The organism is Ensifer sp. Root278 (assembly GCF_001429285.1).
Taxonomy (GTDB): Bacteria; Pseudomonadota; Alphaproteobacteria; order Rhizobiales; family Rhizobiaceae; genus Ensifer.
Genome location: NZ_LMJJ01000001.1, coordinates 79,270 through 104,943, shown reverse-complemented (window position 1 = coordinate 104,943; position 25,674 = coordinate 79,270). Strand labels below are relative to the sequence as shown.

Genomic DNA, 25,674 nt, shown 5'->3' with positions numbered 1-25,674 from the left:
CGGCGATCTCAAAAGCGCAACAGAACCGGTGCCTTACGGGTACCGGCTTCTGTGGCTTGTATTTTTACCATCTGAAAAATTTTGAGTGTTTTTTTGCCGTGACCGTGCAAGGATGCGCCACCCTAGCCCCAAGGAGAAGGGGGTGGGTTCCGCAGACAGGTTCCGTCGGGGAGCCGGCGGGAGGACCCAATAAGATCAATAGCGACAACAGGGCTGCACAATGAAAAAAACCATTCTCGGTCTCTTTGCCTTTTCGATGATGTCCGCGACGGCACTGGCCGCCGACATCAAGCCAGCGATCATCTACGATCTCGGCGGCAAGTTCGACAAATCCTTCAACGAGGCTGCCTTCAACGGCGCCGAAAAGTTCAAGACGGAATCGGGCGTCGAATACCGCGAGTTCGAAATCGCCAACGATGCCCAGCGTGAACAGGCGCTGCGCCGCTTTGCGAGCGACGGCAACAGCCCGATCGTCATGGCCGGCTTCAACTGGGCGGCTTCGCTCGAGAAGATCGCGCCGGAATACCCTGATATCAAGTTTGCGATCATCGACATGGTCGTCGAGAAGCCGAACGTCAAATCGGTCGTCTTCAAGGAACAGGAAGGCTCCTACCTCGTCGGCGTTCTCGCCGGCCTCGCTTCGAAGTCGAAGACCGTCAGCTTCATCGGCGGCATGGACGTTCCGCTGATCCACAAGTTCGCCTGTGGCTACGTTGGCGGCGCCAAGTCGACCGGCGCTGACGTCAAGGTTCTGGAAGCCTACACCGGAACGACGCCGGACGCCTGGAACGACCCGGTCAAGGGCGGCGAAATCGCCAAGTCGCAGATCGACCAAGGCTCGGACGTCGTCTACCACGCAGCCGGCGGCACCGGCGTCGGCGTTCTGCAGGCAGCAGCAGATGCGGGCAAGCTCGGCATCGGCGTCGACTCCAACCAGAACGGCCTGCAGCCGGGCAAGGTCCTGACCTCGATGCTGAAGCGCGTCGACGTTGCCGTCTATGAAGCCTTCACGGCGGCCAAGAACGACAAGTTCGAGTTCGGCATTTCCAACCTCGGCCTCAAGGAAGATGGCGTCGGCTATGCGCTCGACGACAACAACAAGGCACTGATCACGCCTGAGATGCTCGACGCAGTGGAAAAGGTGAAAGCCGAAATCATTGCCGGCAAGGTCGAAGTTCACGACTACATGAGCGACGAGTCCTGCCCCTACTAAGAGCAGCACTTATGTAAATAGAGAGGCCGCCGGTTCGTTGGACCGGCGGCCTTTTAATTTCCGTTTGCCGTGGCGCTCGATCAGTAGTGCGGCGGCCGGGTGATCGCCGGCGCATCGAGCGATTGCTCCTCGAGCGACAGGAAACGCTCGGTCAGCCGGTCGAGCTTGGCGCGCGTCTGTTCCACCACCTTCCATTGCTCGGCAAGCTGATCGGAAAGTTCCTCGATGGTCTTGGCCTGGTGGGCCACCGTTTCCTCGAGGTGGGTGATCCGTTCGTCCGTCTTGTTCATGTCCGCCAACTCCGTCCTGCCACGCGCCGGCGCGCCCGCGCAGCACAATGGGATCTTGCCGGCAGATTGGCCATAGCCGGCATCATGTCAAGCAAGAGCCTCTCAGGCCTTCGCCGCCGCACTGCCCGAGAGCGAAAATCCGGGATCCTTTGCCGAAAGCCGCTTGTGCAGATGCACCATCAGTCCGGCAGCAAAGAGCGGCGTCAAAAGGTTGACGAACGGCACCGCCAGAAAGGCCGCGAGCAGAAGGCCGGCGAGAAAAACGGTGGAACGGTGCTTCTCGCGGAAGAGCCGCGCCTCCGCCGGTGCACGATAGCGCATTGCCGCGAACTCGAAGAATTCGCGGCCGAGCAGATAGCCGTTGACCAGAAAGAAGGCGACGAGATTGACGCCCGGAACGAGCAGCAGGAAGAGCGCCAGCAGGTTGCCGAGGATGACAACGCCGAGAAACTTCAGCGATCCGGCGATCGCCTCGCCAAGCGGCAGCGGCCGGCCCTGCGGCTCGCTCGGATAGTCCCGCTTCTCGATCACCTCGGCAACATCGTCGAGGAAGAAGCCGGCGATCAGCGCGGTGACGGGGGCCAGAAGCAAAGCCAAGGCGAGCGCCAGCCCGAGGCTCGCGAAGATGCCGACGACGAAGGTCAGCCAACCGGCCCAGACGGGCGTGCCCGGCATCAGCGTATCGATCCACGGCAGCGCCAGCCAGATAAACACTTCGCGCACCGCAAACCAGAGCGCGACGAGCGCCAGTATCGTCAGGCCCAGCACCTTCCAGAAAACCGATCGGGTCTCGGGCGCAAGGAGATTGGCAAGCGAAAGTCGCGCCGCGTCCAAGATCATCATCGCTCTCCAGTATGGCCCAAGGTTCGATGATGCATGTAGGCAGGGGCACCACCAGCGACAAGACACACGCGGCGGAAGCCAGTCTTTATGCAAGATTCACGCGCCTCGTCTAAGGGAAGCATGGAAAACGCCAAGGGCGGCGATATTGTAGACGTAGCGGACAGCAGCCGCAGGCAAGAACAGCATTCCGCGGAGGATGACATGACAGAACAAAAGACACTCGCCAGCCTTTCCGTGCTGGTGCAGAGCGGCAAGCTGGACCCCGTGGACCTCGCCAAGCAAACCTATGCGGCGATCGACGCACACGGCGACTATGCCATCTTCGTCGAACTGACGCCTGAGCGCGCGACGCGGGATGCCGAGGCCGCCTCGAAACGCCTCAGGGCGGGACGCTCGCTCGGCCTGCTCGACGGCCTGCCGGTCGCGTGGAAGGACCTCTTCGATGTGGCCGGCAGCGTCACGACCGCCGGCTCGAAGGTGCTGCAGACGCACGCCCCGGCGAGGAGCGACGCTCCGGTCGTTGCCGCCGTTGCCGCAGCCGGCATGGTCAGCGTCGGCCGCACCAATATGAGCGAGTTCGCCTTTTCGGGCCTTGGCATCAACCCGCATTACGGCACGCCGAGGAACCCCGCGGCCACCGACGTTGAGCGCATTCCCGGCGGCTCGTCGTCAGGCTCGGCGGTCGCGGTCGCGGCCGGGCTGGTGCCAGCAGCCATCGGCACCGATACCGGCGGGTCCGTCCGCATCCCCGCGGCGATGACCGGCATTGTCGGTTACAAAGCAACACGCGGCCGCTACACGATGAAGGGCGTCTTTCCGCTGGCTGAAAGCCTGGATTCGCTTGGGCCCCTTTGCCACACGGTGCAGGACGCCGTGTGGGTGGACGCTGCCATGCACGGGCTGACGGCTCCGACCGTGCGCCGCGCCGACCTTTCAGGCGTCGCGCTGGTGATCCCGGAAACGGTGGTCTTCGACGATGCGGAAACGGAAGTCGTCGAGGCGTTCGAGGATGCCATCAGGCGGCTCGAGAAAGCCGGCGTTGCTATCAGCCGCCGCGCCTTCCCGACCTTCTCGGCGGTCTTCGGGCTGATGGCGCGCCATGGCGCCCTGGTGACGGCCGAGGCCTATGCGCTTCATCGCGAGCGGCTGGCCGGGCACGAGGCCAATGAGATGGATCCCCGTGTCGTTGCCCGCACCAGGCTCGGCGAGAAGATCACCATGCCCGACTACATTGCCCTGCTCGACGCGCGCGACCAACTGATCCATGAGACGGTCGACAGCCTGAAGCCGAACGAGCTCATCGCCCACCCGACCCTGCCGCATGTGGCGCCGCCGATCGCGCCACTGATCGAGGACGACGAGCTGTTCTTCAAGACCAACGCCAAGACACTGCGCAACACGTCGATCGGTAACTTCCTGGATTTCTGCGGCATCTCCATTCCCTGCGGTACCGGGGCGGCCGAAATGCCCGTTGGTTTGCAGCTTGCCGCGCCGCATCACCAGGACGATCGGCTGCTCTCCGTCGCGCTCTCTGCCGAAACGATCATCCGGGGTGAGGCATGATCGTCTGTTTCGACATCGGCGGCTCGGCGATCAAGGGCGCGATCGTGCATTCGCGCGACCGGATCTTTCCGTTGCCGCGACGGACAACGCCGCTCAGCAACTTCCGCCAGTTCATTGAGGCGCTCGAATCGGTCCTGGACGAAGCGGGCGGACACCCGGATTGCGTGGCGATCTCGATCACCGGCGTCATCGATCCCGAGACGCGGCGGATCAAATGCGCCAACATCCCCTGCATCGACGGACGTGACCTAGTCACCGAACTCGAAGCGGCGCTGCACCTGCCGGTGAAGATCGCCAATGACGCCGACTGTTTCGCGCTTGCCGAAGCAGGTGCCGGCGCCGGGCGCGGCCACCGTATCGTCTTCGGCGCCATTCTCGGCACCGGGGTCGGCGGCGGCCTGGTGATCGACGGCCGGCTGATCAATGCCGATGGCGGCTTTGCCGGCGAATGGGGACACGGCCCGGCGATCGCGGCCGAGGCCGGCAACCCGCCGATCGCCATTCCCGCCTATGACTGCGGCTGCGGCCAGAAGCGCTGCGTCGATACCGTTGGCGGCGCCCGCGGGTTGGAGCGGCTGCACCAGACCGCCCATGGCAAGACGCTTTCAAGCCATGAGATCATCGAGGCCTGGAAGGCTGGGGATGCAGAGGCAAAGCGCACGGTCGATCTGCTCGTCGATCTCGTGAGTTCGCCTTTGGCACTCGTCATCAACATCACCGGCGCGACGATCGTGCCTGTCGGCGGCGGACTCTCCAATTCCGAGGAACTGCTCGCCGAAATCGACAGGACAGTGCGTAGCCGGATTCTCCGGCAGTTCGAACGGCCGCTGGTGGTGCGTGGTGAATGCCGGGTCGAGCCCGGATTGATCGGCGCGGCGCTGCTTGGCCTCGGCGAGGAGAAGATATGAGCGACATCAAACTGGAAGTCTGCGTCGACGATGCCGACGGGCTTTACGCGGCGATCGAGGGCGGCGCAGACCGGATCGAGCTCTGCGCCGCCCTGTCCGTCGGTGGCCTGACGCCCAATCCCGGACTGATGGCGCTGGCCGGTCCGCCGCCGGTGCCCGTTTACGCCATGATCCGCCCTCGCCCGGGCGATTTCGTCTTCTCCGCCGCGGACCTCGATGTCATGCGTCGCGATATCGACGCGGCGCGGGCGGCAGGTCTCGCCGGCGTGGTGCTCGGCGCCTCCCTTGCCGACGGTCGCCTCGATAAGTCGATGCTGATCAAGCTCACAGGCCATGCGGCCGGACTCAGGATGACGCTGCACCGCGCCTTCGATCTGGTTCCGGATTTCGCCGAGGCGATGGAGGTGGCGGTCGAGCTCGGCTTCGAACGCATCCTGACCTCGGGCGGTGCCAGGAGCGCACCGCAGGCGATCGATCGGTTGGCCGAAATCGTCGATCTCGCCAAGGGCCGGCTGTCGATCATGCCGGGGTCCGGCGTCACCCTCGATACGGTCGATGCCCTTCTCGACCGGGTGACCGTCAGCGAAGTGCACTCCTCCTGCTCCGTTCGTGAGCCGGCTCAGGATCCGCGATTGGTCGAAATGGGCTTCGTTTCGGCCGACCGGCGCCGCACCGATGCGGAAACGGTCCGGGCGATGAAGGCGAGACTTCCAGCGCGCTGAGACAACGTTGCCCGAAATGAAAAGCCCCGGACAACATTTGCGCTGTCCGGGGCTTTTGCTTGATGCGTTATGATCAGGCGGCGTAGACCTGCGTGCCGCCGATCCAGGTAGAGCCCATGCCAAGCTCCGGCGTCAGAAGCACGAAATCCGCATCGGCGCCGGGCTTCAGCCGTCCCTTGTGGGTGGCGAGACCCATAGCATCGGCCGGATAGGCGGAGGCCATCCGCAAGGCTTCTTCCACCGGCAGGCCGAGCTTGTCGTGCACGAAACGGACCGACGACAGCATGTCGATGTCGGCGCCGGCGAGCGTACCGTCGGCAAGCGTCAGGCGACCGCCCTCGCGCAGGATCTCGCGGCCGTTCAGCTGGAAGCTGGTCATGTCCGTGCCGATCGGCGACATCGCGTCGGTCACCAGGAAGATCTGGCCCGGGCCGACTTTTGCGCGCAGCGCCACGCCCATCGAGGCCGGCTCGACATGGTAGCCGTCGGCAATCAGGCCCGCATGCAGCGTGCCGGTGGCAAGTGCCGCACCGACCACGCCCGGCTCGCGATGGCCAAGGCCGCTCATGGCGTTGAAGAGATGGGTCACCGTCCTTGCGCCCGCCTTGGCATAGGCGACGGCGGTTTCGTAACCGACATCGGTGTGGCCGAGGCTGACGACGGCGCCGGCTTCGGCCAGCGCCCGCACCTGTTCCCGGGTGGCGTTTTCGGGCGCCACGGTCACCATCAGCACGCCGAGCGCCTTGGCGCAATCGAGCATTTCGGCGAGATCGGCATCGTCCATCGGACGGATCAGCGTCGGATCATGGGCGCCCTTGCGTGCGACCGAGAGATGCGGGCCTTCGAGATGCAGCCCGAGGAAACCCGGCACGCCAGCGGCCTTGGCGTCGAGACCCGCCTTGATGGTGGCGCTTCTGATTTCGCGTGTGTCGGTGATCAGCGTCGGCAGCAGTGCGGTGGTGCCGAACTTGGCATGCGCCGAACAGATCTGCCGGATACCCTCGACGGACGGTTCTTCGTTCAGAAGCGCACCACCGCCGCCGTTGACCTGCAGGTCGATGAAGCCCGGCACCAGCAGCATGCCATGCGCATCGATTTTTTTGGCATCGGCGGGGACGTCCGCCACTGCCACGATCGCCTTGACGCGGCCGGCCTCGATCACGAGAGCACAGCCGTCATGCCATTCGACGCCGTCGAACAGGCGGGCGCCGGTGATTGCTTTCCTCTCGCTCATCTCGTCTCCGTTACCTTCTTGAGGCTCGCCGGTGCGTCGGGGTTGAGACCGCGCGAGCGCGACCAGGCTTCGACGAAGCCATAGAACGGCAGGATCAAGGTCAGCGCGTCGGTGATCGGGTGGCCCGTCTCGACGAACGGCAGGCGCTTGGCCTTGCCGGCAAGGCTCGATGTAACATGAACCACTGCGCCCTTTTCGGCCATACCGTCGGCAATGCCGGCGACCGAAGTTTCGGCTGCATCACGGGCCGCAAGCGTCAGCACCGGGAACTTGGCGCCGACGAGCGCCACCGGCCCGTGCAGAACTTCGGCCGCGGAATAGGCTTCCGCATGCATGCCGGATGTTTCCTTGAACTTCAGCGCCGCCTCGCTGGCGATCGCAAGCGCCGGGCCACGGCCGAGCACATAGAGCGATTCCGCCTCGCCGAGATCGTCGGCAAAGGCCTGCCAGTCGAGCTTGACGGCCTTCGCAAACTGGTTCGGCAGATCGGCGACTGCCCGCTTAAGCGCTGCGTCACCGGTCCATTCGCCGAGCACGGCAAGGCCGGCGACGATCGAATTGACGTAGGACTTGGTGGCCGCAACGGCGATTTCCGGACCGGCGAGAATGTCGAGAGGGTTGGTGCAGGCCTCGGAGATCGGCGAGGGCAGCGTGTTGGTGAGCGCGATCGAGACGGCGCCGGCATCGGTCGCGGCCTGGGCCATAGCGACGATATCCGGGCTCTTGCCCGACTGCGAAATCGCGATCGCCGCGGCACCGCCGAGCTTCAGTTTGGCGCCGTAGATCGAGGCGAGCGACGGGCCGAGCGAGGCGACCGGTCGACCGGCCTGCAGCTCGATCGCATATTTGAGGAAAAGCGCGGCATGATCGGAGGAGCCGCGGGCGATCGTGACCAGGAAGGCCGGATCCTTGACGCGGAGTGCCGCGCCGGCGGCCTTGAGCTGATCGGCCGAGCGTTCCAGCAGGCGCTGGGCGGCTTCGGGGATCTCGTCGATTTCTCGGCGCATATTGGTCTGCATGGTCAATTCCTTTCTGCGGGCGGTCGCTTTAGGATTCCGACAGCGTCAGTTCCGCGACAAAGTCATAGGCATCGCCCCGGTAGAGCGAGCGGGTGAATTCGACGACGCGTCCGGATGCGAGATAGGAGACGCGTTCGATGGAAAGGCCGGCCGAGCCAACGGCAACGCCGAGCATCGAGGCATCCGGGTCCTTGATGTTGCAAGCGGAGATGCGCTGGACGGCGCGCACCGGCCGGGACCGCGTCTTGTCAAGCGCCGAATAGAGCGACGAGGTGACGGCCTGCGGGTCCGGCAGGAACTCCGCAGAGATGCTGGCGCGCTCGATCGCAAGCGGCATGTCGTCGGCGATGCGAAGGCGCCCGAGGCGGGCGACCAGCGCGTCGGCGGGAAGGCCAAGCGCCATCATCTCATCCGGCGAAGGATGAAACAGGCCGCGTTCCAGCCAGCGCGCATGGGTGTTCAACCCGCGGCGCGCCATGTCTTCGGTGAACGACGTCAACCGCGACAGAGACTGCTGCACCTTGGAGACCGGCTTGACGACAAAGGTGCCGGAACCGTGGCGGCGGACAAGCAGCCCATCGCGCACGAGATCGTCTACCGCCTTGCGCACGGTCACGCGGCTGATGTTGGCATAGTCGGCAAGATCGCGCTCTGGCGGCAAGGCGTCGCCATGGTTGAGCTTGCCCGACTGGATTGCGTCTTCGAGCGATTGCCGAAGCTTGAGATAGAGCGGCCCCGATCCTCCGGACTGCAGGCCCTCAAGCGGCAGAATGGAAGCGAGCTGGTGCGTCATGCACTCGCCCTCGCATGTGAGCCAAACCGTTGCGCGGCCAGAGCGACCGACCCGGTCAGTGCGTCCGCCTCGGCTTCGACGAGCAATGCCTGATGGCGCTCGGCAAGCCAGGGGCGATAGAGCGGCGCCAATCCGCCAAGCAGACAAAGCCTCTCGCAGCCTCGTGCAACCACGACATCCAGCGCCTCATCCACCGTAAGTGCGGCGGCCTTCAGGATCCGCACGGCGACGGGATCGCCTGCGGCAGCCCCTTCGAAGACCCGCGGCGCATAGCGGCCGAACTCGCCGGGCTTCGCAAGACGGGCAAAATCGACGACATCGCGCGCGTCGTTGTTGAATTCGGCCAGAACGCTATCCGTGACCGCGGAAGCTGCATGAATACTGTCGAAGGCAAGCAGGCTTTCCTGCAGAAGCGCATGGCCGATGCGGGCTCCGCTGCCATGGTCGCCGATGGTGAAACCCCAGCCGCCGACATAACTGACCGTATCTCCTTGGCGCAAAATATAGATGGTGCCCGTACCGAGGATGGCGACCGCGCCATCCTGGTTGCCGAGCGCACCCTGCAGCGCGATCAAACCGTCGGATTCGATATCCGCGGCGGCGAAGGGCAGACGACGCTTTACGTAATGCACGGCATCGCCGACATTATGTCCGGCCACACCGACGATCGCCTTGGCGGCGGCAATGCCCTCAGGGTCGAGGCCCGCCTCTTCAAAGGCTGCGCGGGCGGCTCCGCCGATATTGGCGAGCGCGGTTTCCGGGTCTGTCAGGATATTGGCGGCGCCGGCCTTGCCACGCCCGAGAATGCGCCCATCTGCCGTTGCCACGGCAGCTCGGCAGCTCGTCCCGCCCCCGTCGATTCCTATCAGGTAATTTGTCATGAGTACCTCCGCCCATTGAGGATACCAAAAAAATACCAATAACCAAGTCTGAATCCGCCCACGCTTTCGATTTCGTTGCAATTCATTGAAATTCAAGGACTAATTTAGACGATCGGTTTTTTCAGGCGCCAAAAGTTAAATTCTGCTGGACAATTGGTATTTTTTTGGCATTAATTTCAACCGAGAGGAGACATGACCCATGCCGTCAGCAAAGACCGAAGAGCGTCACGACAACGCCAAGGGCCTGGATCTTATGCATCCGGCGCTGGCGCTGCGACTGCTCGCCGCCGGCCAGCAGGCAGCGGCCAAGGCCGTCGATGCGGCGATCGAGTCGATCTCCGCCGCCGCCTCGATTGCCGCCGAAGCGCTCAGCTCCGGGCGGCGTCTTGCCTATGCGGGCGCCGGCAGCTCCGGTCTCATGGCGATGGCCGACGCGCTCGAGCTGCCCGGCACCTATGGTATCGCGCAGGATCAGATCGTCATCCTGCTTGCCGGCGGCGCTGCCAGCCTCAGCGACCTCGCGGGAGGTTATGAGGACGATATGGACCTCGCCCGAGAGGACGTGCGCAAGGCGGGCATCGGCGCGGGCGACTGTCTCGTTTCCGTTTCCGCAAGCGGTTCCACCCCTTACGCGCTTGCCGCTGCCGACGAGGCCCGCAAGCGCGGCGCCAAGGTAATCGCCGTCGCCAACAATCCGGGTGCGGCGCTCTTCAAGGACGCGGACGTCTCGATCCTCTTGCAGACGCCGCCGGAAGTGGTCTCCGGCTCGACCCGCATGGGCGCCGGCACCGCACAGAAGATCGCCTTCAACATGTTCTCGACACTGGTCGGCATCCATCTCGGCCACGTGCTCGACGGCCACATGGTCAACCTGCGCGCCGACAATATCAAGCTGCACGGCCGCGCGATCCGCATCGTCACCGACATCACCGGCATCAGCGCCACTGAGGCCGGCCGGCTGATCAACGAGGCCTCCGGCTCGGTCAAGGTCGCGATCCTTCTCGCCTCGGGCGCGAAGGACGTTGCAGCCGCCGACGCCGCTCTGAAAGAGGCCAAGCAGAATCTGCGCCGGGCGATCGGTATCGTCTCGGCCTGAATCAATTCTGGGATCCAAACCGCGCCAAAGCGGCGCCTATAAAAAGGGAGAACCTGCATGACCCGTACAACAATCAAAGGCCTGCTGCTCGCTTCGAGCATTCTCGGCACGGCCGGGCTGGCGCACGCCGAGGACGTGACGCTGACCATCGAAAGCTGGCGCAACGACGACCTGGCGATCTGGCAGGAAAAACTGATCCCTGCCTTCGAAGCGAAGAACCCGGGCATCAAGGTCAAGTTCGCCCCGATGGCGCCGACCGAATACAATGCGGCGCTGAACGCCAAGCTCGATGCCGGCTCCGCGGGTGACCTCGTTACCTGCCGTCCGTTCGACGTCTCGCTCGAACTCTACAACAAGAAGCACCTTGCCGACCTGACGGCGCTGCCGGGCATGGAAAACTTCTCGCCGGTCGCCAAGTCCGCCTGGACCACCGATGACGGCAAGTCCACCTTCTGCGTGCCGATGGCTTCAGTCATCCACGGCTTCATCTACAACAAGGACGCCTTCGACCAGCTCGGCATCCAGATCCCGACGACGGAAGCCGAATTCTTCGCCGCCCTCGACAAGATCAAGGCGGACGGCAACTACATCCCGATGGCGATGGGCACCAAGGACCTCTGGGAAGCCGCAACCATGGGCTACCAGAACATCGGCCCGAACTACTGGAAGGGCGAAGAAGGCCGCGCTGCGCTGATCAAGGGCGAGCAGAAGCTGACCGACGAACCGTGGGTCGAGCCCTACCGCGTTCTCGCCAAATGGAAGGACTATCTCGGCGACGGCTTCGAAGCCCAGACCTATCCGGACAGCCAGAACCTCTTCACGCTCGGCCGCGCCGCGATCTATCCGGCCGGCTCGTGGGAAATCGGCCTGTTCAACACCCAGGCACAGTTCAAGATGGGCGCCTTCCCGCCGCCGGTCAAAAACGCCGGCGACACCTGCTACATCTCGGACCACAATGACATCGGCATCGGCCTCAATGCCAAGAGCGCACATGCCGAACAGGCCAAGACCTTCCTGAGCTGGGTTGCCTCGCCTGAGTTCGCCGACATCTACGCCAATGCACTGCCGGGCTTCTTCAGCCTCAACTCTACCCCGGTGAAGATGACCGATCCGCTCGCCCAGGAATTCGTCTCCTGGCGCGAAAAGTGCAAGCCGACGATCCGCTCGACCTACCAGATCCTGGCGCGCGGCACGCCGAGCCTCGAAAACGAAACCTGGGTCGAATCGGCCAACGTAATCAACGGCACCGATACGCCTGAGGTTGCCGCCGAGAAGCTGCAGAAGGGCCTCGACTCCTGGTACAAGCCGGCGAAGTGAGAAGAGACGTAAGCGCAACAGGTTCCCTCCCCTTTTTGGGGAGGGTCGGCCCTACGGCACCCGTGTCCTGCCGGACGCAGAAGGGCGCCGTAGCAGTTTGAATTGCTGCATGTTTTGTCCTTGGGACACTTGCAGCAAGGCCGGGCGGGGCGACATTGGCCGATGAGGCACTCCCCCAGCCGTCGCGTCACAGGCCTCCCATCGTGGGAGGCCACCGACGCAGTCGTTTGCAAAAGAACGCGATAGACTTAACCTTCGTCATGAGCCCTCAAAAAAGGGCAGATGGCATACGGCGAGACCGGCCGTGTGGCGTCGGTGCGCATCGTGATTGTCTGGGGAACCGGTCTTCTAGAAACGGATGGTTCAATGAGTGACGCTCTTTCAGTGCAAGACGGACAGCCGACCGCAAGGCGGCCGAAGCGCTGGCACATCCTCGTCTTCCTGCTCCCGGCCTTCCTGGTCTATTCGGCGGTGATGATCCTGCCGCTGATCGAGACGCTCAGGCTCTCTCTGTACAACACGGTTGACGGACAGCCAGCCTTCGTCGGGCTTGCCAATTTCCAGACACTGTTTGGGGAAGAGCGCTGGGCCCACGACTTCTGGAACGCGCTGAAGAACAACGTCATCTTCTTCATCATCCATATGTGCGTGCAAAACCCGATCGGCGTCGCCCTCGCCGCGATGCTGTCGATCCCGAAGCTGCGCTTCGTCACCTTCTACCGCACGGCGATCTTCCTGCCGACGCTGCTCTCCTTCGTGATCGTCGGCTTCATCTGGAAGCTGATCCTGTCGCCGATCTGGGGGGTGTCGCCCTGGATACTCGACCTCGTTGGCCTGAAGTCGCTGTTTGCGCCCTGGCTCGGAAAGCCGGGTTCCGCGCTCATCGCCGTGTCGCTGATCTCGGTCTGGCAATATGTCGGCATCCCGATGATGCTGATCTACGCAGCGCTGCTCAACATTCCCGATGAGGTGATCGAGGCTGCCGAATGCGACGGGGTTACCGGCTGGAGCCAGTTCTGGAAGATCAAGCTGCCGCTGATCCTGCCGGCCATCGGCATCATCTCGATCCTGACCTTCGTCGGCAACTTCAACGCCTTCGACCTGGTCTACACGGTGCAGGGCGCGCTTGCCGGGCCTGATGGTTCGACCGACATTCTCGGCACGTTGCTTTACCGCACCTTCTTCGGTTTCCAGCTGCAGCTCGGTGACCGCTCCATGGGCGCGACGATCGCCACGGTGATGTTCCTGATCATCCTCGCCGGCGTGTCGCTCTACCTCTTCGTCATTCAGCGCCGCATGCGCCGCTACCAGTTCTGAGGAGACCGGAGATGTCGAAAGCACGCGATTCTTTTCTCCGCACCGGCTTCGTCCACGTGGCGCTGATCGCCTACACGCTGGTGTCGCTGTTCCCGGTGTTCCTGACGATCATCAACTCGTTCAAGGACCGCAATGCAATCTTTCGGGCGCCGCTGACGATCCCGACGCCACAGACCTTCAGCCTGATCGGCTATGAAACGGTCCTCGGCCAGGGCGATTTTGCCACCTATTTCCAGAACAGTTTCATCGTCACGATCGTCTCGATCGCGCTGGTGCTGCTCTTCGGGGCGATGGCCGCCTTCGCGCTGTCGGAATACCGCTTCCGCGGCAACACGGTGATGGGCCTCTATCTTGCGATCGGCATCATGATCCCGATCCGTCTCGGCACCGTCGCCATTCTCCAGGGCATGGTCGCCGCCAACCTGGTCAACACGCTGACGGCGCTGATCCTGGTCTACACGGCGCAAGGGTTGCCGCTCGCGATCTTCATCCTCTCGGAGTTCATGCGCACGGTCTCGGATGACCTGAAGAACGCGGGGCGCATCGACGGGCTTTCGGAATACTCGATCTTCTTCCGCCTGGTTCTGCCGCTGGTGCGGCCGGCCATGGCGACTGTCGCGGTGTTCACGATGATCCCGATCTGGAACGACCTCTGGTTCCCGCTGATCCTGGCCCCGGCGGAGGCGACCAAAACGGTGACGCTCGGCTCGCAGATCTTCATCGGCCAGTTCGTCACCAACTGGAATGCGGTTCTGGCGGCCCTCTCGCTCGCCATCCTTCCGGTCCTCGTTCTCTACGTCATCTTCTCGCGGCAGCTGATCCGCGGCATCACGGCAGGAGCAGTCAAGTGAGTGCAAGCAGCAAACCCGTCCGGGTCCTCGTCGCAGGGCTCGGCAACATGGGGCGCAGCCATGCGCTCGCCTATCACAACAACCCCGGCTTCGAGATCGTCGGTCTAGTCAACCGTTCGAAGGTGCCGCTGCCGGAGGAGCTCAGCGGCTACACGATCTATCCCGATTTCAGATCGGCGCTTGCCGAACTGAAGCCGGATCTCTGCTCGATCTGCACCTATTCCGACAGCCATGCCGACTTTGCCGTCATGGCGTTTGAAGCCGGTGCCGACGTCTTCGTCGAGAAGCCGCTGGCAACCACCGTCGCCGACGCAGAGCGCGTCGTCGCGGCTGCAAAGAAGCACGGTCGCAAGCTGGTGATCGGCTACATCCTGCGCCACCACCCCTCGTGGATCCGGCTGATCGCCGAGGCCCGCAAGCTCGGCGGCCCCTATGTCTTCCGCATGAACCTGAACCAGCAGTCGAGCGGACCGACCTGGGAGACGCACAAGTCGCTGATGAAGACGACGTCGCCGATCGTCGACTGCGGCGTGCACTATGTCGACGTCATGTGCCAGATCACCGACGCAAAGCCGGTGGAAGTGCGCGGCATGGGACTTCGCCTCTCGGACGAGATCGCCCCCGACATGTACAATTACGGCCACCTGCAGGTGATCTTCGAGGATGGGTCGGCTGGCTGGTATGAAGCCGGCTGGGGTCCGATGATCTCGGAAACGGCCTTCTTCGTGAAGGACGTGATGTCACCCAAGGGCTCCGTGTCGATCGTCATGGACCAGAACGCCAAGTCCGACGACATCGACATACATACCAAGACCGCGGTGATCCGGCTGCACAACGCCGAAACCGGTCCCAATGGTCGCTTCCTGAGGGCCGATGAGGATCTCAAGATGGACGGCGAGCCCGGGCACCAGGAACTCTGCGACCGCGAGCAGGCCTATGTGCTGAAAGCCATTCGCGAAGACATCGACCTCGACCGTCACATGAACGATGCCGTCCAGTCGCTCCGCATCTGCCTTGCCGCAGACGAAAGCGTGCGCACCGGCAGACCAGTCAAACTCTAAAGGGGGCAACCAGGTGGGATCGCTTCAACTCAAATCCATCCGCAAGGCCTATGGCAGCCATGAAGTGCTGAAGGGCATCGACCTCGAGGTGAAGGACGGCGAGTTCGTCATCTTCGTCGGCCCGTCCGGCTGCGGCAAGTCGACCTTGCTGCGCACCATCGCCGGCCTCGAAGACGCGACCTCCGGCAGCGTGCAGATCGACGGCACCGAAGTCGGCCATGTGGCGCCCGCCAAGCGCGGCATCGCCATGGTGTTCCAGTCCTACGCGCTCTATCCGCACCTGACGGTGAAGGACAATATGGGCCTTGGCCTCAAGCAGGCCGGCAAGCCGAAAACCGAGATCGACGACAAGGTCGGCAAGGCGGCGAGCATGCTGTCGCTCGATCCCTATCTTGCCCGGCGCCCGGCCGAACTCTCCGGCGGCCAGCGTCAGCGTGTGGCGATCGGCCGTGCGATCGTGCGCGAACCGAAGCTCTTTCTGTTCGACGAGCCGCTCTCCAACCTCGATGCGGCGCTGCGCGTCAACACCCGGCTCGAGATCGCCCGGCTGCACCGCAGCCTGAAGGCGACGATGATCTACGTGACCCACGACCAGGTGGAGGCGATGACGCTCGCCGACAAGATCGTCGTCTTGAACGCCGGCCAGATCGAACAGATCGGCTCGCCGATGGACCTCTACAACCGGCCGGCAAACGTCTTCGTCGCCGGCTTCATCGGCTCGCCGCAGATGAACTTCATCGAGGGCGCGCGGCTCGGCGATATCAGCGCCAAGACGATCGGCATTCGCCCCGAGCACATGGCGCTTTCGCGCGAGAGCGGCGACTGGAAGGGCAAGGTGGTGCACGTCGAACATCTCGGCGCCGACACCATCGTCTACATCGATTCCGAGCAGGTGGGCCTGATCACCGTCCGCCTCTTCGGCGAGCATCGCTATGCACCTGACGATATCGTCTATGCGACACCGATGGTGGGCAGCATGCACCGTTTCGGCGACGACGATCGCGTTCTCGCCTGACCCCATTTTGGGGCCGACGCCCCATCACAGCTGCGTGAAAACCAGCCGCCACAGGGACTAAATCCCTGTGGCGGCTGAATTATTTTTTGATTCTACGCACCGCATCACGCTGTTGCACTGCAAAGCGAATTAACATACATTTGTGTTTGTATATTAGCTTTCCGGTATTTGCCGAACCTGATACCGGTTCCGCTCCCCTTCACTTCCGGACCGCACGGGCACCTTGCGAGATGCAGCCGTTGCCTGCGGTCACCGAATATGGACATCGCTATGCGCATGAACCGACCGACACTGGCCGCCGCCTTGGCAACTGTGATTCTTCTTTCCGGTTGCCAGAAAGAGGACGAGCAGCCGGCCGCCGCCGCATTCCCACCGTCCGCGGTCGCGGTCTTCACGACCAAGACCGAAACGCTGCCGATCACCAACGAGCTCCCCGGCCGCATTACCGCGACACGCGTCGCCGAGGTCCGCCCGCGCGTTTCCGGCATCGTCGTCGAGCGCGTCTTCCAGCAGGGTTCCAAGGTCAATGAAGGCGACGTGCTCTACCGCATCGATCCGGCGCCCTTCCGCGTGCAGGTCGAAAAGGCCGAAGCAACGCTTCGGCGCGCCCAGTCCGTGCGCCTGCAGGCCCAGCAGAAGGCCGATCGCCAGGAACAGTTGAAGAAGGCGAACGTCGTCGCCGCGCAACAGTTGGAAGATGCGGCGGCCCTGCTCGCGACCGCCGACGCCGATGTTGCGATCGCCGAGGCCGGCCTCGCGGCAGCGAAACTCGACCTGCAATATGCCGACGTGACGGCACCGATCAGCGGCCGCATCGGTCGCGCGATGATCACCGAAGGCGCGCTCGTCAGCACCAACAGCTCGGAAAATCTCGCGACGATCCAGCAGCTCGACCCGCTCTATGCCGACTTCACCCAGTCGGCGACCGACCTCATCCGCCTGCGCAAGGCGCTCGAGGACGGCAAGATGCTGAGCGGCGACGAAGAAGCCGAAGTCCAGCTCGTGCTCGACGACGGCACGGCCTACGAACACAAAGGCAAGCTGCTGTTCTCCGAAGCGGCCGTCGATGCGACGACCGGCCAGGTGACGCTGCGTGGCGAATTCCCGAACCCCGAAAACGACCTGCTTCCCGGCATGTATGTGCGCGTGCTCGTCCAGCAGGGCGTCGAGAAGGATGCGATCACCGTCCCGCAGCAGGCCGTCCAGCGCAACAATGCCGGCCAATCGCAGGTCTACGTCGTTGCCGCAGACAACAAGGTCGAGTTCCGCAATGTGACGCTCGGCCGCACCATCGGCACCCGCTGGCAGGTGACCTCCGGCCTCAAGGCCGGCGAGAAGGTCATCGTCGAAGGCTTCCAGAAGATCGGCCCCGGCGCCCCGGTCGAGCCGACGGACTGGAACCCGGATGCCAAGCCTGCGGCAGAAGCAGCCCAGACGACGGCCTCTGCCGACGAAAAGCCTGCCGAAGCTACAAAGTGAGTTTGATTGATGCCCAGTTTTTTCATCGACAGGCCTATTTTTGCCTGGGTGGTGGCGATCTTCATCATGGTCGCCGGCGTCATTGCGATCCCGCTTCTGCCGGTATCGCAATATCCTGACGTCGCACCGCCGCAGATCTCTATCAACACGAGCTACCCCGGCGCCTCGTCACAGGACACCTATCAGAGCGTCACACGACTGATCGAAGACGAGTTGAACGGCGTCGAAGGTCTGCTCTATTTCGAATCGACCTCCAGCGCCTCCGGTTCGGTTGAAATCAGCGCCACCTTTGCGCCCGGCACCGATCCGGGACAGGCGGCGGTCGACATTCAGAACCGCGTTCGCCGCGTCGAGCCACGCCTGCCCGATTCGGTCAAGCGCCAGGGTGTTCAGGTCGATGAGGCCGGTTCCGGCTTCCTCATGATCGTGGCCCTGACCTCGACCGACGGCTCGATGGATGCCATCGGCCTCGGCGATTATCTCAGCCGCAACGTTTTGAGCGAAATCCAGCGTGTGCCGGGCGTCGGCCGTGCGCAGCTTTTTGCCACCGAACGCTCGATGCGCGTCTGGCTCGACCCGGACAAGATGCTCGGTCTGAACCTGACCGCGGCGGACGTGACGAACGCGATCACGGCGCAGAACGCCCAGATTGCCTCCGGTTCGATCGGCGCCCAGCCGAACCCGATCAGCCAGCAGATCAGCGCGCCCGTTGTCGTCAAGGGCCAGCTGGAGAGCGCCGAAGAGTTCGGCGCCATCGTCCTTCGCGCCAATCCGGATGGTTCGTCCGTTCGCCTGCGCGACGTCGCCCGTATCGAAATCGGCGGCGAAAGCTATGCCTTCTCGACGCGGCTCAACGGCAAGCCGTCGGCGGCTATCGCCGTCCAGCTGTCGCCGAGCGGCAATGCCATGTCGACCTCGGCGGCCATCAAGGAACGCATGGACGAACTGGCGAAGTTCTTCCCGCAGGGCCTCGAATACTCGGTCCCCTACGACACTTCGCCCTTCGTCGCCGTCTCGATCGAGAAGGTGCTTTCGACGCTGGTCGAGGCGGTCGCGCTGGTGTTCATCGTGATGTTCCTGTTCCTGCAGAACATCCGCTACACCATCATCCCGACGCTCGTCGTGCCGGTCGCCCTGCTCGGCACCTGCGCCGTCATGCTGGCGATGGGCTTCTCGATCAACGTTCTGACCATGTTCGGCATGGTGCTGGCGATCGGCATTCTCGTCGACGATGCGATCATCGTCGTCGAAAACGTCGAGCGCATCATGTCCGAGGAAGGGCTGACGCCGAAGGAAGCGACCCGCAAGGCGATGAAGCAGATCACCGGCGCCGTCATCGGCATCACGCTGGTTCTCGCCTCCGTGTTCATCCCGATGGCCTTCTTCCCGGGCGCCGTCGGCGTGATCTATCGCCAGTTCTCGCTGACGATGGTCGTCTCGATCCTGTTCTCGGCGCTGCTTGCCCTTTCGCTGACGCCCGCGCTCTGCGCGAGCTTCCTGAAGCAGGTGCCGAAGGGCCATCACCACGCCAAGCGCGGCTTCTTCGGCTGGTTCAACCGCAGCTTCGACAAGACCTCGCACGGCTATAGCGGCATCGTGAAGCGCCTTGTCCACCGGACCGGCCGCTACATGATCGTCTACGTGGCCGTGCTGGCCGGTCTCGGCTGGCTGTTCATGAAGCTGCCGTCGTCGTTCCTGCCGGACGAAGACCAGGGCTTCGTGATCGTCATGATGCAGTTGCCGTCGGAAGCGACCGGCAACCGCACGACCGAGGTGGTGGAGCAGGCCGAGAAGATCTTCGGCCAGGAGCCGGCCGTCGAACGCATCATCGCGATCAACGGCTTCTCCTTCTTCGGTACCGGCCAGAACGCGGCGCTTGCCTTCGTGACGCTCAAGGACTGGAAGGAACGCGACGCCAACAACGCCGCACAGTCGATCGCGATGCGCGCGACTATGGCGATGAGCCAGATCAAGGACGCGATCAGCTTCGCGCTGTCGCCGCCGGCGATCCAGGGCCTCGGCACCACCGGCGGCTTCTCGTTCCGCCTGCAGGACCGCGGCGGTCTCGGCCAGGCGGCACTGTCGCAAGCCCGCGACCAGCTTCTCGGCATGGCGGCCGAAAGCAAGGTGCTTGCCGGCGTCCGCTTCGAGGGCATGCCGGATGCGGCCCAGGTCAGCGTCGACATCGACCGCGAGAAGGCGAACACCTTCGGTGTGACCTTCGCCGACATCAACTCGACGATTTCGACCAACCTCGGCTCGTCCTACGTCAACGACTTCCCCAATGCCGGGCGCATGCAGCGCGTGACGGTGCAGGCGGACGAAGGTCAGCGCATGCAGACCGCCGACCTCCTGAACCTGAACGTCCGCAACGCCAATGGCGGCATGGTGCCGCTGTCGGCCTTCGCGACGGTGGAATGGGTCAAGGCGTCGACGCAGACGATCGGCTATAACGGCTATCCGTCGGTCCGCATCAGCGGCGAGGCAGCACCCGGCTATTCGTCCGGTGACGCGATCACCGAGATGCAGCGTCTCGCCGGGCAGCTTCCGGCTGGCTTCGGCTACGAGTGGACGGGCCAGTCGCTGCAGGAAATCCAGTCCGGCACCCAGGCGCCGCTCCTGATCGCGCTGTCGTGCCTGTTGGTGTTCCTGTGCCTTGCGGCCCTCTACGAGAGCTGGTCTATCCCGGTTGCGGTCATTATGGTCGTTCCGCTCGGCGTCATCGGTGCCGTGCTGGCGGTCACCATGCGCGACATGCCGAACGACGTGTACTTCAAAGTGGGCCTGATCGCGATCATCGGTCTCTCGGCCAAGAACGCGATCCTGATCATCGAGTTCGCCAAGGAACTGCGCGAGCAGGGCAAGTCGCTGATCGACGCGACGCTGGAGGCGGCACATCTTCGCTTCCGGCCGATCCTGATGACGTCGCTGGCCTTCACGCTCGGCGTTCTGCCGCTGGCGATCGCCACTGGTGCGAGCTCCGGCAGCCAGCGCGCCATCGGCACGGGCGTCATGGGCGGGATGATCTCGGCAACGGTGCTCGCCATCTTCTTCGTTCCGGTCTTCTTCGTGTTCGTCACGAAGCTCTTCGGTCGAAAGAAAGTGGAAAACACACCGGCAGCCGCAGAAAACCCCACGCCCGCCGAGTAAAATGACAACAGACGGCCCGCTGCACATCACTGTCGGCGGGCCGTCTGATGAGGAGGAATGAATGCGCCGAACAAAAGCCGACGCAGAAGTAACCCGACAGAAGATCCTGTGCGCCGCCGAGCGCGTCTTCTACGAAAAGGGCGTCTCGAACACGACGCTCGAAGAAATCGCCAAGGCCGCCGGCGTAACGCGCGGTGCCATCTACTGGCACTTTGCCAATAAGACCGACCTGTTCCTCGCACTGCACGACGCCGTGCCCCTGCCGCAGGAAGACATGGTCGCCCGCGAGATCGAGGCGGAAGCCGCCGATACCCTTTCCATCCTCGAAGGCGCCATGGGCGACTGGCTCGATGTTCTCGCCGCCGACGAGCAGCGCCAGCGCATCCTGACGATCATGCTGCGCACCAATTACGACGGCGACATGAGCGAGGTCCTGACCCGCCAGAAAGAACTCGACGAACGCCACAATGTTCTGCTTGAGCTCGCCTTTTCGCGCGCGCTTGCCAAGGGGCAGATGCACGAGAGCTGGACGCCGGCCTCGGCGACGCGGACGCTGCACTGGATGATGCTCGGGCTCTGTACGGAATGGCTGCTCTTCGGCCGTCCCTTCGATCTGACGGCCGAGGGACGCGAAGGCCTGAGCCGGCTCTTTGCCAGCTTCCGCGCGCCGGCGATCACGGCAACCGCCGTTGCCGCACGCCCCTGACATCCTCAGCCGGCGCCCGTGCGGGTACCGGCTCAGATGCTTTCGGACCCTGTTAGCTGAACACCACCGTCTTGTGACCGTTGAGCATCACGCGCCGCTCCAGGTGCAGCTTGACGGCCCGGGCGAGCACGCGGCTTTCGATATCGCGGCCGGTGGCGACAAAGTCCTCGGCCGTCAGCGCATGGCTGACGCGCTCGGTTTCCTGCTCGATGATTGGACCTTCGTCGAGATCCGGTGTGACGTAATGTGCCGTCGCGCCGATCAGCTTCACCCCGCGCTCATGCGCCTGATGATAGGGCCTGGCACCCTTGAAGCTCGGCAGGAAGGAATGGTGGATGTTGATCGCCTTGCCGTAGAGGCGCTTCGACAGATTGTCCGAAAAGACCTGCATGTAGCGGGCAAGGATGACGAGGTCGGCGCCGGTCTCCTGGACCAGGCGCAACAGCCTCTCCTCCTGTTCGGCCTTGTTGTCCTTCGATACCGGCCAACAGTGGTAGGCGAGCCCCTCGGCCTCGGCCGTGCCTCGGCTGTCCTCGTGGTTGGAGACAATGGCAACGACCTCCGCGTTCAGCCAGCCGACACGGATCTGGTAGATGAGATGCAGGAGCGCATGATCGAACCTGGAGACGAGGATGAGGATCTTCGGCTTCACTGTGGCGTCCGCGAGAACGGTCCGCATCTGGAAACGCTCGACGGCCGGGCGCAAGGCCCGCTCGACATCACCAGCCTGAACGCTCGCCGCAACCTGAAATGCGATGCGCATGAAAAAGCTGTTGGTCTTTGTGTCCCAGAACTGGTTGCTTTCGGCGATGTTCGCGCCGAGCGCGGCAAGCTCGGTGGTGACGGCCGCGACGATGCCGGGTTTGTCGTCGCAGGAAAGCACAAGAATGAAGGTCTTCGGCGCCATGATCTCCTCCGATTGCGGCGGTTCCGGATGAGGCCTCGAGCCCCCTCCCAACCGCTGCCTATGGGGAGTTGAACGCGCCGGCAATCGTTCCGGCTGCGACGGCCGACGCTTTCTATCATCCTGATGGAAAGACGCCCGAGGGCATTAAATGCCCCCGGGCGCTGCAAGATTCATCGCATATGACTTTTGAGGTTTTCTGAGGGAATTCCATCAGAAAACCAGGCACAGGGCCGCTCGGATTAGTGCGCCTCGTCCCAGTTGGTCGCGGCGCGCGCATCGACCTTGAGCGGCACCTTCATGTCGAGCGCCGGCATGGCGGCGTTCTCCATCACCGAGACGACGATCGGAATGGTCTTTTCCACCTCGGCGTCCTCAACCTCGAAGATCAGTTCGTCGTGCACCTGCAGCAACATGCGGGCCGAGAGTTTCGCCTCGGCCAGCGCCGGCTCCATCTTCGCCATGGCGCGGCGGATGATATCGGCGGCCGAGCCCTGGATCGGCGCGTTGATCGCGGCGCGTTCGTTGAAGGCGCGATGCGACGGGATCGACGAGCGGATATCCGGATAATGTGCCCGGCGACCGAAGATGGTCTCGACGTAACCGTGCTCGCGGGCGAACACCTTGGTGCCTTCCATGTAATCGCGAATGCCCGGGAAGCGCTCGAAATAGCGCTTGATGTAGTAGCCGGCCTCGGAGCGTTCGATCGACAGCTGGTTGGCGAGCCCGAAGGCCGAGATGCCGTAGATGATGCCGAAGTTGATCGCCTTGGCGCGGCGGCGGATCTCGCCCGGCATGCCCTCGACCGGAACGCCGAACATTTCCGAGGCCGTCATCGCATGAATGTCGACGCCGTCGGCGAAGGCCTGGCGAAGCTGCGGAATGTCGGCGACATGGGCGAGCACGCGCAGTTCGATCTGGCTGTAGTCGGCCGAGACGAGCTTGTGGCCGGGCGTCGCGACAAAGGCAGTGCGGATCTTGCGGCCTTCGGCGGTGCGCACCGGGATGTTCTGCAGGTTCGGATCGGACGACGACAGGCGACCGGTCGTGGTGGCGGCCAGCGCGTAAGACGTGTGAACACGCTTTGTCTCCGGGTGGACGAAGCCCGGAAGCGCATCGGTGTAGGTGGATTTGAGCTTGGTCAGCTGCCGCCAGTCGACGATCTTGCGCGGCAGCTCGTGGCCTTCGGCGGCGAGATCTTCCAGCACCTGCGCCGAGGTCGACCATTGCCCGGTCTTCGTCTTCGACCCGCCGGCAAAGCCCATCTTGCCGAACAGGATGTCGCCGAGCTGCTTCGGCGAACCGATGGTGAAGGTTTCGCCAGCGAGCTTGTAGATCTCGTCCTCCAGAGCCGCCGCACCTTGCGCGAGCTCGCCCGAAAGCCGCGACAGGATCTGGCGATCAATGGTAATGCCGCGATCTTCCATGCGCGCAAGCACCGCGACCAGCGGCCGCTCGAGCCGTTCATAGACGCGCGTCAGCCCCTTGGCGGCCAGCCGCGCCTTCAGGATGTGCCAGAGTCTCAGCGTGACGTCCGCATCCTCGGCGGCATAGGCCGTCGCCCTGTCGATATCGACGAAGTCGAAGGTCACCGACGACTTGCCGGAGCCGGTGATATCCTTGTAGGCGATCGGCTTGTGGTTCAGCCAACGCTCGGAGAGCGCATCCATGCCGTGGGTGCCGTTGCCGGCATCGACGACATAGGACATCAGCATCGTGTCGTCGAAACTCTCCACGGTGATGCCGTGCCGCTTCATCACGAGGTAATCGTATTTCAGGTTCTGCGCGACCTTGAGGACGGAGGGGTCCTCGAGCAGGCGCTTCAGCCGGCTGAGGGCCTCCCCGACCGGGATCTGGTTCTCGGCGAGCCCGCCCCCCAGGAGATCGCCGACACCGGTCTTGTGGATCAACGGAACGTAGGCCGCCCGGATGGCGGTGCCCGTCGGGTCCGCCCGATGGTCGGCGATCGCCAGCGAGAAGCCGACGAGATCGGCCTGCATGGCATCGAGCGAGTTCGTTTCCGTGTCGAAGCCGACGACGCCGGCATCGCGCGCGGCTGATATCCACTGGTCGAGAGCGGCGACATCACGGATCGTGACATAGGCGCTGTGATCGAACGGTGCCTTCGCGAAGATTTCGGCTCGAGCCGCTGCCAGCGCCTGCGGCGTGGCGTCTGCCGCATCCGTTTCGCCGGCACGTGACAGGACAGCGGCGGCTTCGGCGGCCTCACCGCGGATCGCTGCCTTGGCGGTGGAACCTTCACTGACAGCCGTCGCCGCGTCTCCCTTGTCGAGATCCGGGCCGCGCGCATCCGCGCCCCATTCCACAGGCACGCTTGCGGCTTCCACGGCGTCCGCGTCCGTGCCCGTCGCCGCGGCGACACGACGCGTCAGGGTGGTGAATTCCATCGCCTTGAGGAAGGCGATCAGCTTAGGCCCGTTCTGCGGCTCCAGGCTCAGCTCTTCCAGCGGGACATCGAGCGGCGTGTCGGTCTTGAGCTCCACGAGCTGGCGCGACAGGCGCGCGAGGTCGGCATTGGCGATGATGTTCTCGCGGCGCTTGGCCTGCTTGATCTCGCCGGCACGCGCCAGCAGCGTTTCAAGATCGCCGTATTCCTCGAGCAGCTGGGCCGCCGTCTTCGGGCCTATGCCGGGAATGCCGGGAACGTTGTCGGTGGAGTCACCGGTCATCGCCTGGAGATCGATCATCTTCTCCGGCGGCACGCCCCATTTTTCGATGACCTCGGGGATCGAGATCTGCTTGTCCTTCATGCTGTCGTACATCGATACGTTCGACGTGACGAGCTGCATCAGGTCCTTGTCGGACGAGACGATGGTGACACCCGCGCCGGCCGCCTCGGCAAGGCGCGCATAGGTGGCGATCAGATCGTCCGCCTCGTAGCCTTCCTTTTCGATGCAAGGCAGGTTGAAGGCGCGGGTCGCGTGACGGATCAGGCCGAACTGCGGAATGAGGTCTTCCGGCGGCGCCGTCCGATTGGCCTTGTACTGATCGTAGAGCGCGTTGCGGAACGTCTTCGAGGAATAGTCGAAGATGACGGCGAAATGGGTCGGCGTGACGCCGACCGAGGTGTCACGCGCATCGGTGAGCAGCTTCCACAACATGTTGCAGAAACCCGATACCGCATTGACCGGGAGGCCATCGGATTTGCGGTTGAGCGGCGGGATGGCATGGAACGCCCGGAAGATGAATCCGGAGCCGTCGACGAGGAAGAGATGATCACCGTTTTTCATGGGCAAATGGATAGCGCGGGGTGAGGCAAAGGTCCATTGCGGTTTTCCCGCCGGGCACTAC

General features: G+C 63.6%; 21 protein-coding genes. 13 read left to right on the top strand and 8 right to left on the bottom strand.

What is annotated here, in order from left to right:
* The first annotated feature begins 220 nt into the window (after positions 1-220).
* Positions 221-1,213, top strand: a complete 993-nt coding sequence (locus ASE60_RS00485; protein WP_057247787.1) for a BMP family ABC transporter substrate-binding protein — start codon at positions 221-223, stop codon at positions 1,211-1,213.
* A gap of 80 nt (positions 1,214-1,293) precedes the next feature.
* Here ASE60_RS00485 and ASE60_RS00480 read toward each other — a convergent pair whose 3' ends face one another.
* Together ASE60_RS00480 and ASE60_RS00475 are read right to left on the bottom strand one after the other, a co-directional pair.
* The gene (locus ASE60_RS00480; RefSeq protein ID WP_057248228.1) at positions 1,294-1,503 is read right to left on the bottom strand and encodes a SlyX family protein; all 210 of its coding nucleotides are present in this window, start codon (positions 1,501-1,503) and stop codon (positions 1,294-1,296) included.
* A 102-nt stretch (positions 1,504-1,605) separates the two neighbouring features.
* A complete protein-coding gene (locus tag ASE60_RS00475; protein ID WP_057248227.1) occupies positions 1,606-2,343 on the bottom strand; it encodes a sulfate transporter family protein in 738 nt (245 codons plus the stop codon).
* A 204-nt stretch (positions 2,344-2,547) separates the two neighbouring features.
* Between ASE60_RS00475 and ASE60_RS00470 the strand changes: the two genes are divergently transcribed.
* From ASE60_RS00470 to ASE60_RS00460, 3 genes are read left to right on the top strand one after another with little or no spacing between them, the layout of a single operon-like run.
* Positions 2,548-3,909, top strand: coding sequence for an amidase (locus ASE60_RS00470; protein ID WP_057248226.1), 1,362 nt, complete (start codon positions 2,548-2,550; stop codon positions 3,907-3,909).
* Positions 3,906-4,817, top strand: coding sequence for an ROK family protein (locus ASE60_RS00465; protein WP_057247786.1), 912 nt, complete (start codon positions 3,906-3,908; stop codon positions 4,815-4,817). The genes ASE60_RS00470 and ASE60_RS00465 overlap by 4 nt, the downstream gene beginning before the upstream one ends.
* A complete protein-coding gene (locus ASE60_RS00460; protein ID WP_057247785.1) occupies positions 4,814-5,539 on the top strand; it encodes a copper homeostasis protein CutC in 726 nt (241 codons plus the stop codon). The genes ASE60_RS00465 and ASE60_RS00460 overlap by 4 nt, the downstream gene beginning before the upstream one ends.
* Positions 5,540-5,612: 73 nt before the next feature.
* On the opposite strand, the gene nagA is transcribed toward ASE60_RS00460, so the two are convergent.
* From nagA to ASE60_RS00440, 4 genes are read right to left on the bottom strand one after another with little or no spacing between them, the layout of a single operon-like run.
* Positions 5,613-6,773, bottom strand: coding sequence for an N-acetylglucosamine-6-phosphate deacetylase (gene nagA, locus ASE60_RS00455; RefSeq protein ID WP_057247784.1), 1,161 nt, complete (start codon positions 6,771-6,773; stop codon positions 5,613-5,615).
* Positions 6,770-7,792 carry an SIS domain-containing protein gene (locus ASE60_RS00450; RefSeq protein WP_057247783.1) on the bottom strand — a complete coding sequence of 341 codons (1,023 nt, stop codon included), beginning with the start codon at positions 7,790-7,792 and terminating at the stop codon, positions 6,770-6,772. The genes nagA and ASE60_RS00450 overlap by 4 nt, the downstream gene beginning before the upstream one ends.
* A 28-nt stretch (positions 7,793-7,820) precedes the next feature.
* Positions 7,821-8,585, bottom strand: coding sequence for a GntR family transcriptional regulator (locus tag ASE60_RS00445; RefSeq protein WP_057247782.1), 765 nt, complete (start codon positions 8,583-8,585; stop codon positions 7,821-7,823).
* Positions 8,582-9,466 carry an N-acetylglucosamine kinase gene (locus ASE60_RS00440; protein ID WP_057247781.1) on the bottom strand — a complete coding sequence of 295 codons (885 nt, stop codon included), beginning with the start codon at positions 9,464-9,466 and terminating at the stop codon, positions 8,582-8,584. The genes ASE60_RS00445 and ASE60_RS00440 overlap by 4 nt, the downstream gene beginning before the upstream one ends.
* 199 nt (positions 9,467-9,665) lie before the next feature.
* Here ASE60_RS00440 and ASE60_RS00435 point away from each other — a divergent pair, with 199 nt between their 5' ends.
* The 9 genes from ASE60_RS00435 (at position 9,666) to ASE60_RS00395 (ending at position 21,458) form a co-directional block, all read left to right on the top strand.
* Positions 9,666-10,562 carry an N-acetylmuramic acid 6-phosphate etherase gene (locus ASE60_RS00435; RefSeq protein ID WP_057247780.1) on the top strand — a complete coding sequence of 299 codons (897 nt, stop codon included), beginning with the start codon at positions 9,666-9,668 and terminating at the stop codon, positions 10,560-10,562.
* A gap of 57 nt (positions 10,563-10,619) precedes the next feature.
* Positions 10,620-11,879 carry an ABC transporter substrate-binding protein gene (locus ASE60_RS00430; RefSeq protein ID WP_057247779.1) on the top strand — a complete coding sequence of 420 codons (1,260 nt, stop codon included), beginning with the start codon at positions 10,620-10,622 and terminating at the stop codon, positions 11,877-11,879.
* Between the two features lie 366 nt (positions 11,880-12,245).
* Positions 12,246-13,196 (top strand): sugar ABC transporter permease, encoded by a 951-nt coding sequence (locus tag ASE60_RS00425; RefSeq protein ID WP_057248225.1) that lies wholly within the window; start codon positions 12,246-12,248, stop codon positions 13,194-13,196.
* Positions 13,197-13,207: 11 nt separating this feature from the next.
* Positions 13,208-14,047: a carbohydrate ABC transporter permease gene (locus ASE60_RS00420; RefSeq protein ID WP_057247778.1), complete on the top strand. Its 840-nt coding sequence runs from the start codon at positions 13,208-13,210 to the stop codon at positions 14,045-14,047.
* A complete protein-coding gene (locus ASE60_RS00415) occupies positions 14,044-15,108 on the top strand; it encodes a Gfo/Idh/MocA family oxidoreductase (protein WP_057247777.1) in 1,065 nt (354 codons plus the stop codon). Before ASE60_RS00420 ends, ASE60_RS00415 begins: the two co-directional genes overlap by 4 nt.
* A 13-nt stretch (positions 15,109-15,121) precedes the next feature.
* On the top strand, positions 15,122-16,123 hold the full coding sequence (locus tag ASE60_RS00410) for an ATP-binding cassette domain-containing protein (protein ID WP_057247776.1): 1,002 nt from the start codon (positions 15,122-15,124) through the stop codon (positions 16,121-16,123).
* A gap of 258 nt (positions 16,124-16,381) precedes the next feature.
* Positions 16,382-17,602: an efflux RND transporter periplasmic adaptor subunit gene (locus ASE60_RS00405; protein ID WP_057247775.1), complete on the top strand. Its 1,221-nt coding sequence runs from the start codon at positions 16,382-16,384 to the stop codon at positions 17,600-17,602.
* 9 nt (positions 17,603-17,611) lie between these two features.
* Entirely contained in the window at positions 17,612-20,752 is a 3,141-nt protein-coding gene (locus ASE60_RS00400; RefSeq protein ID WP_057247774.1) for an efflux RND transporter permease subunit, read from the top strand.
* Positions 20,753-20,813: 61 nt separating this feature from the next.
* Positions 20,814-21,458 (top strand): TetR family transcriptional regulator, encoded by a 645-nt coding sequence (locus ASE60_RS00395; protein WP_057247773.1) that lies wholly within the window; start codon positions 20,814-20,816, stop codon positions 21,456-21,458.
* Positions 21,459-21,510: 52 nt separating this feature from the next.
* Here the strand turns inward: ASE60_RS00395 and purU are convergent, their stop codons facing one another.
* Both purU and polA read right to left on the bottom strand, forming a co-directional pair.
* Complete coding sequence (gene purU / locus ASE60_RS00390) at positions 21,511-22,365, bottom strand: formyltetrahydrofolate deformylase (protein ID WP_057247772.1); 855 nt, start codon at positions 22,363-22,365, stop codon at positions 21,511-21,513.
* Between the two features lie 239 nt (positions 22,366-22,604).
* Positions 22,605-25,613, bottom strand: a complete 3,009-nt coding sequence (gene polA / locus ASE60_RS00385; RefSeq protein ID WP_057247771.1) for a DNA polymerase I — start codon at positions 25,611-25,613, stop codon at positions 22,605-22,607.
* Positions 25,614-25,674: the final 61 nt, after the last annotated feature.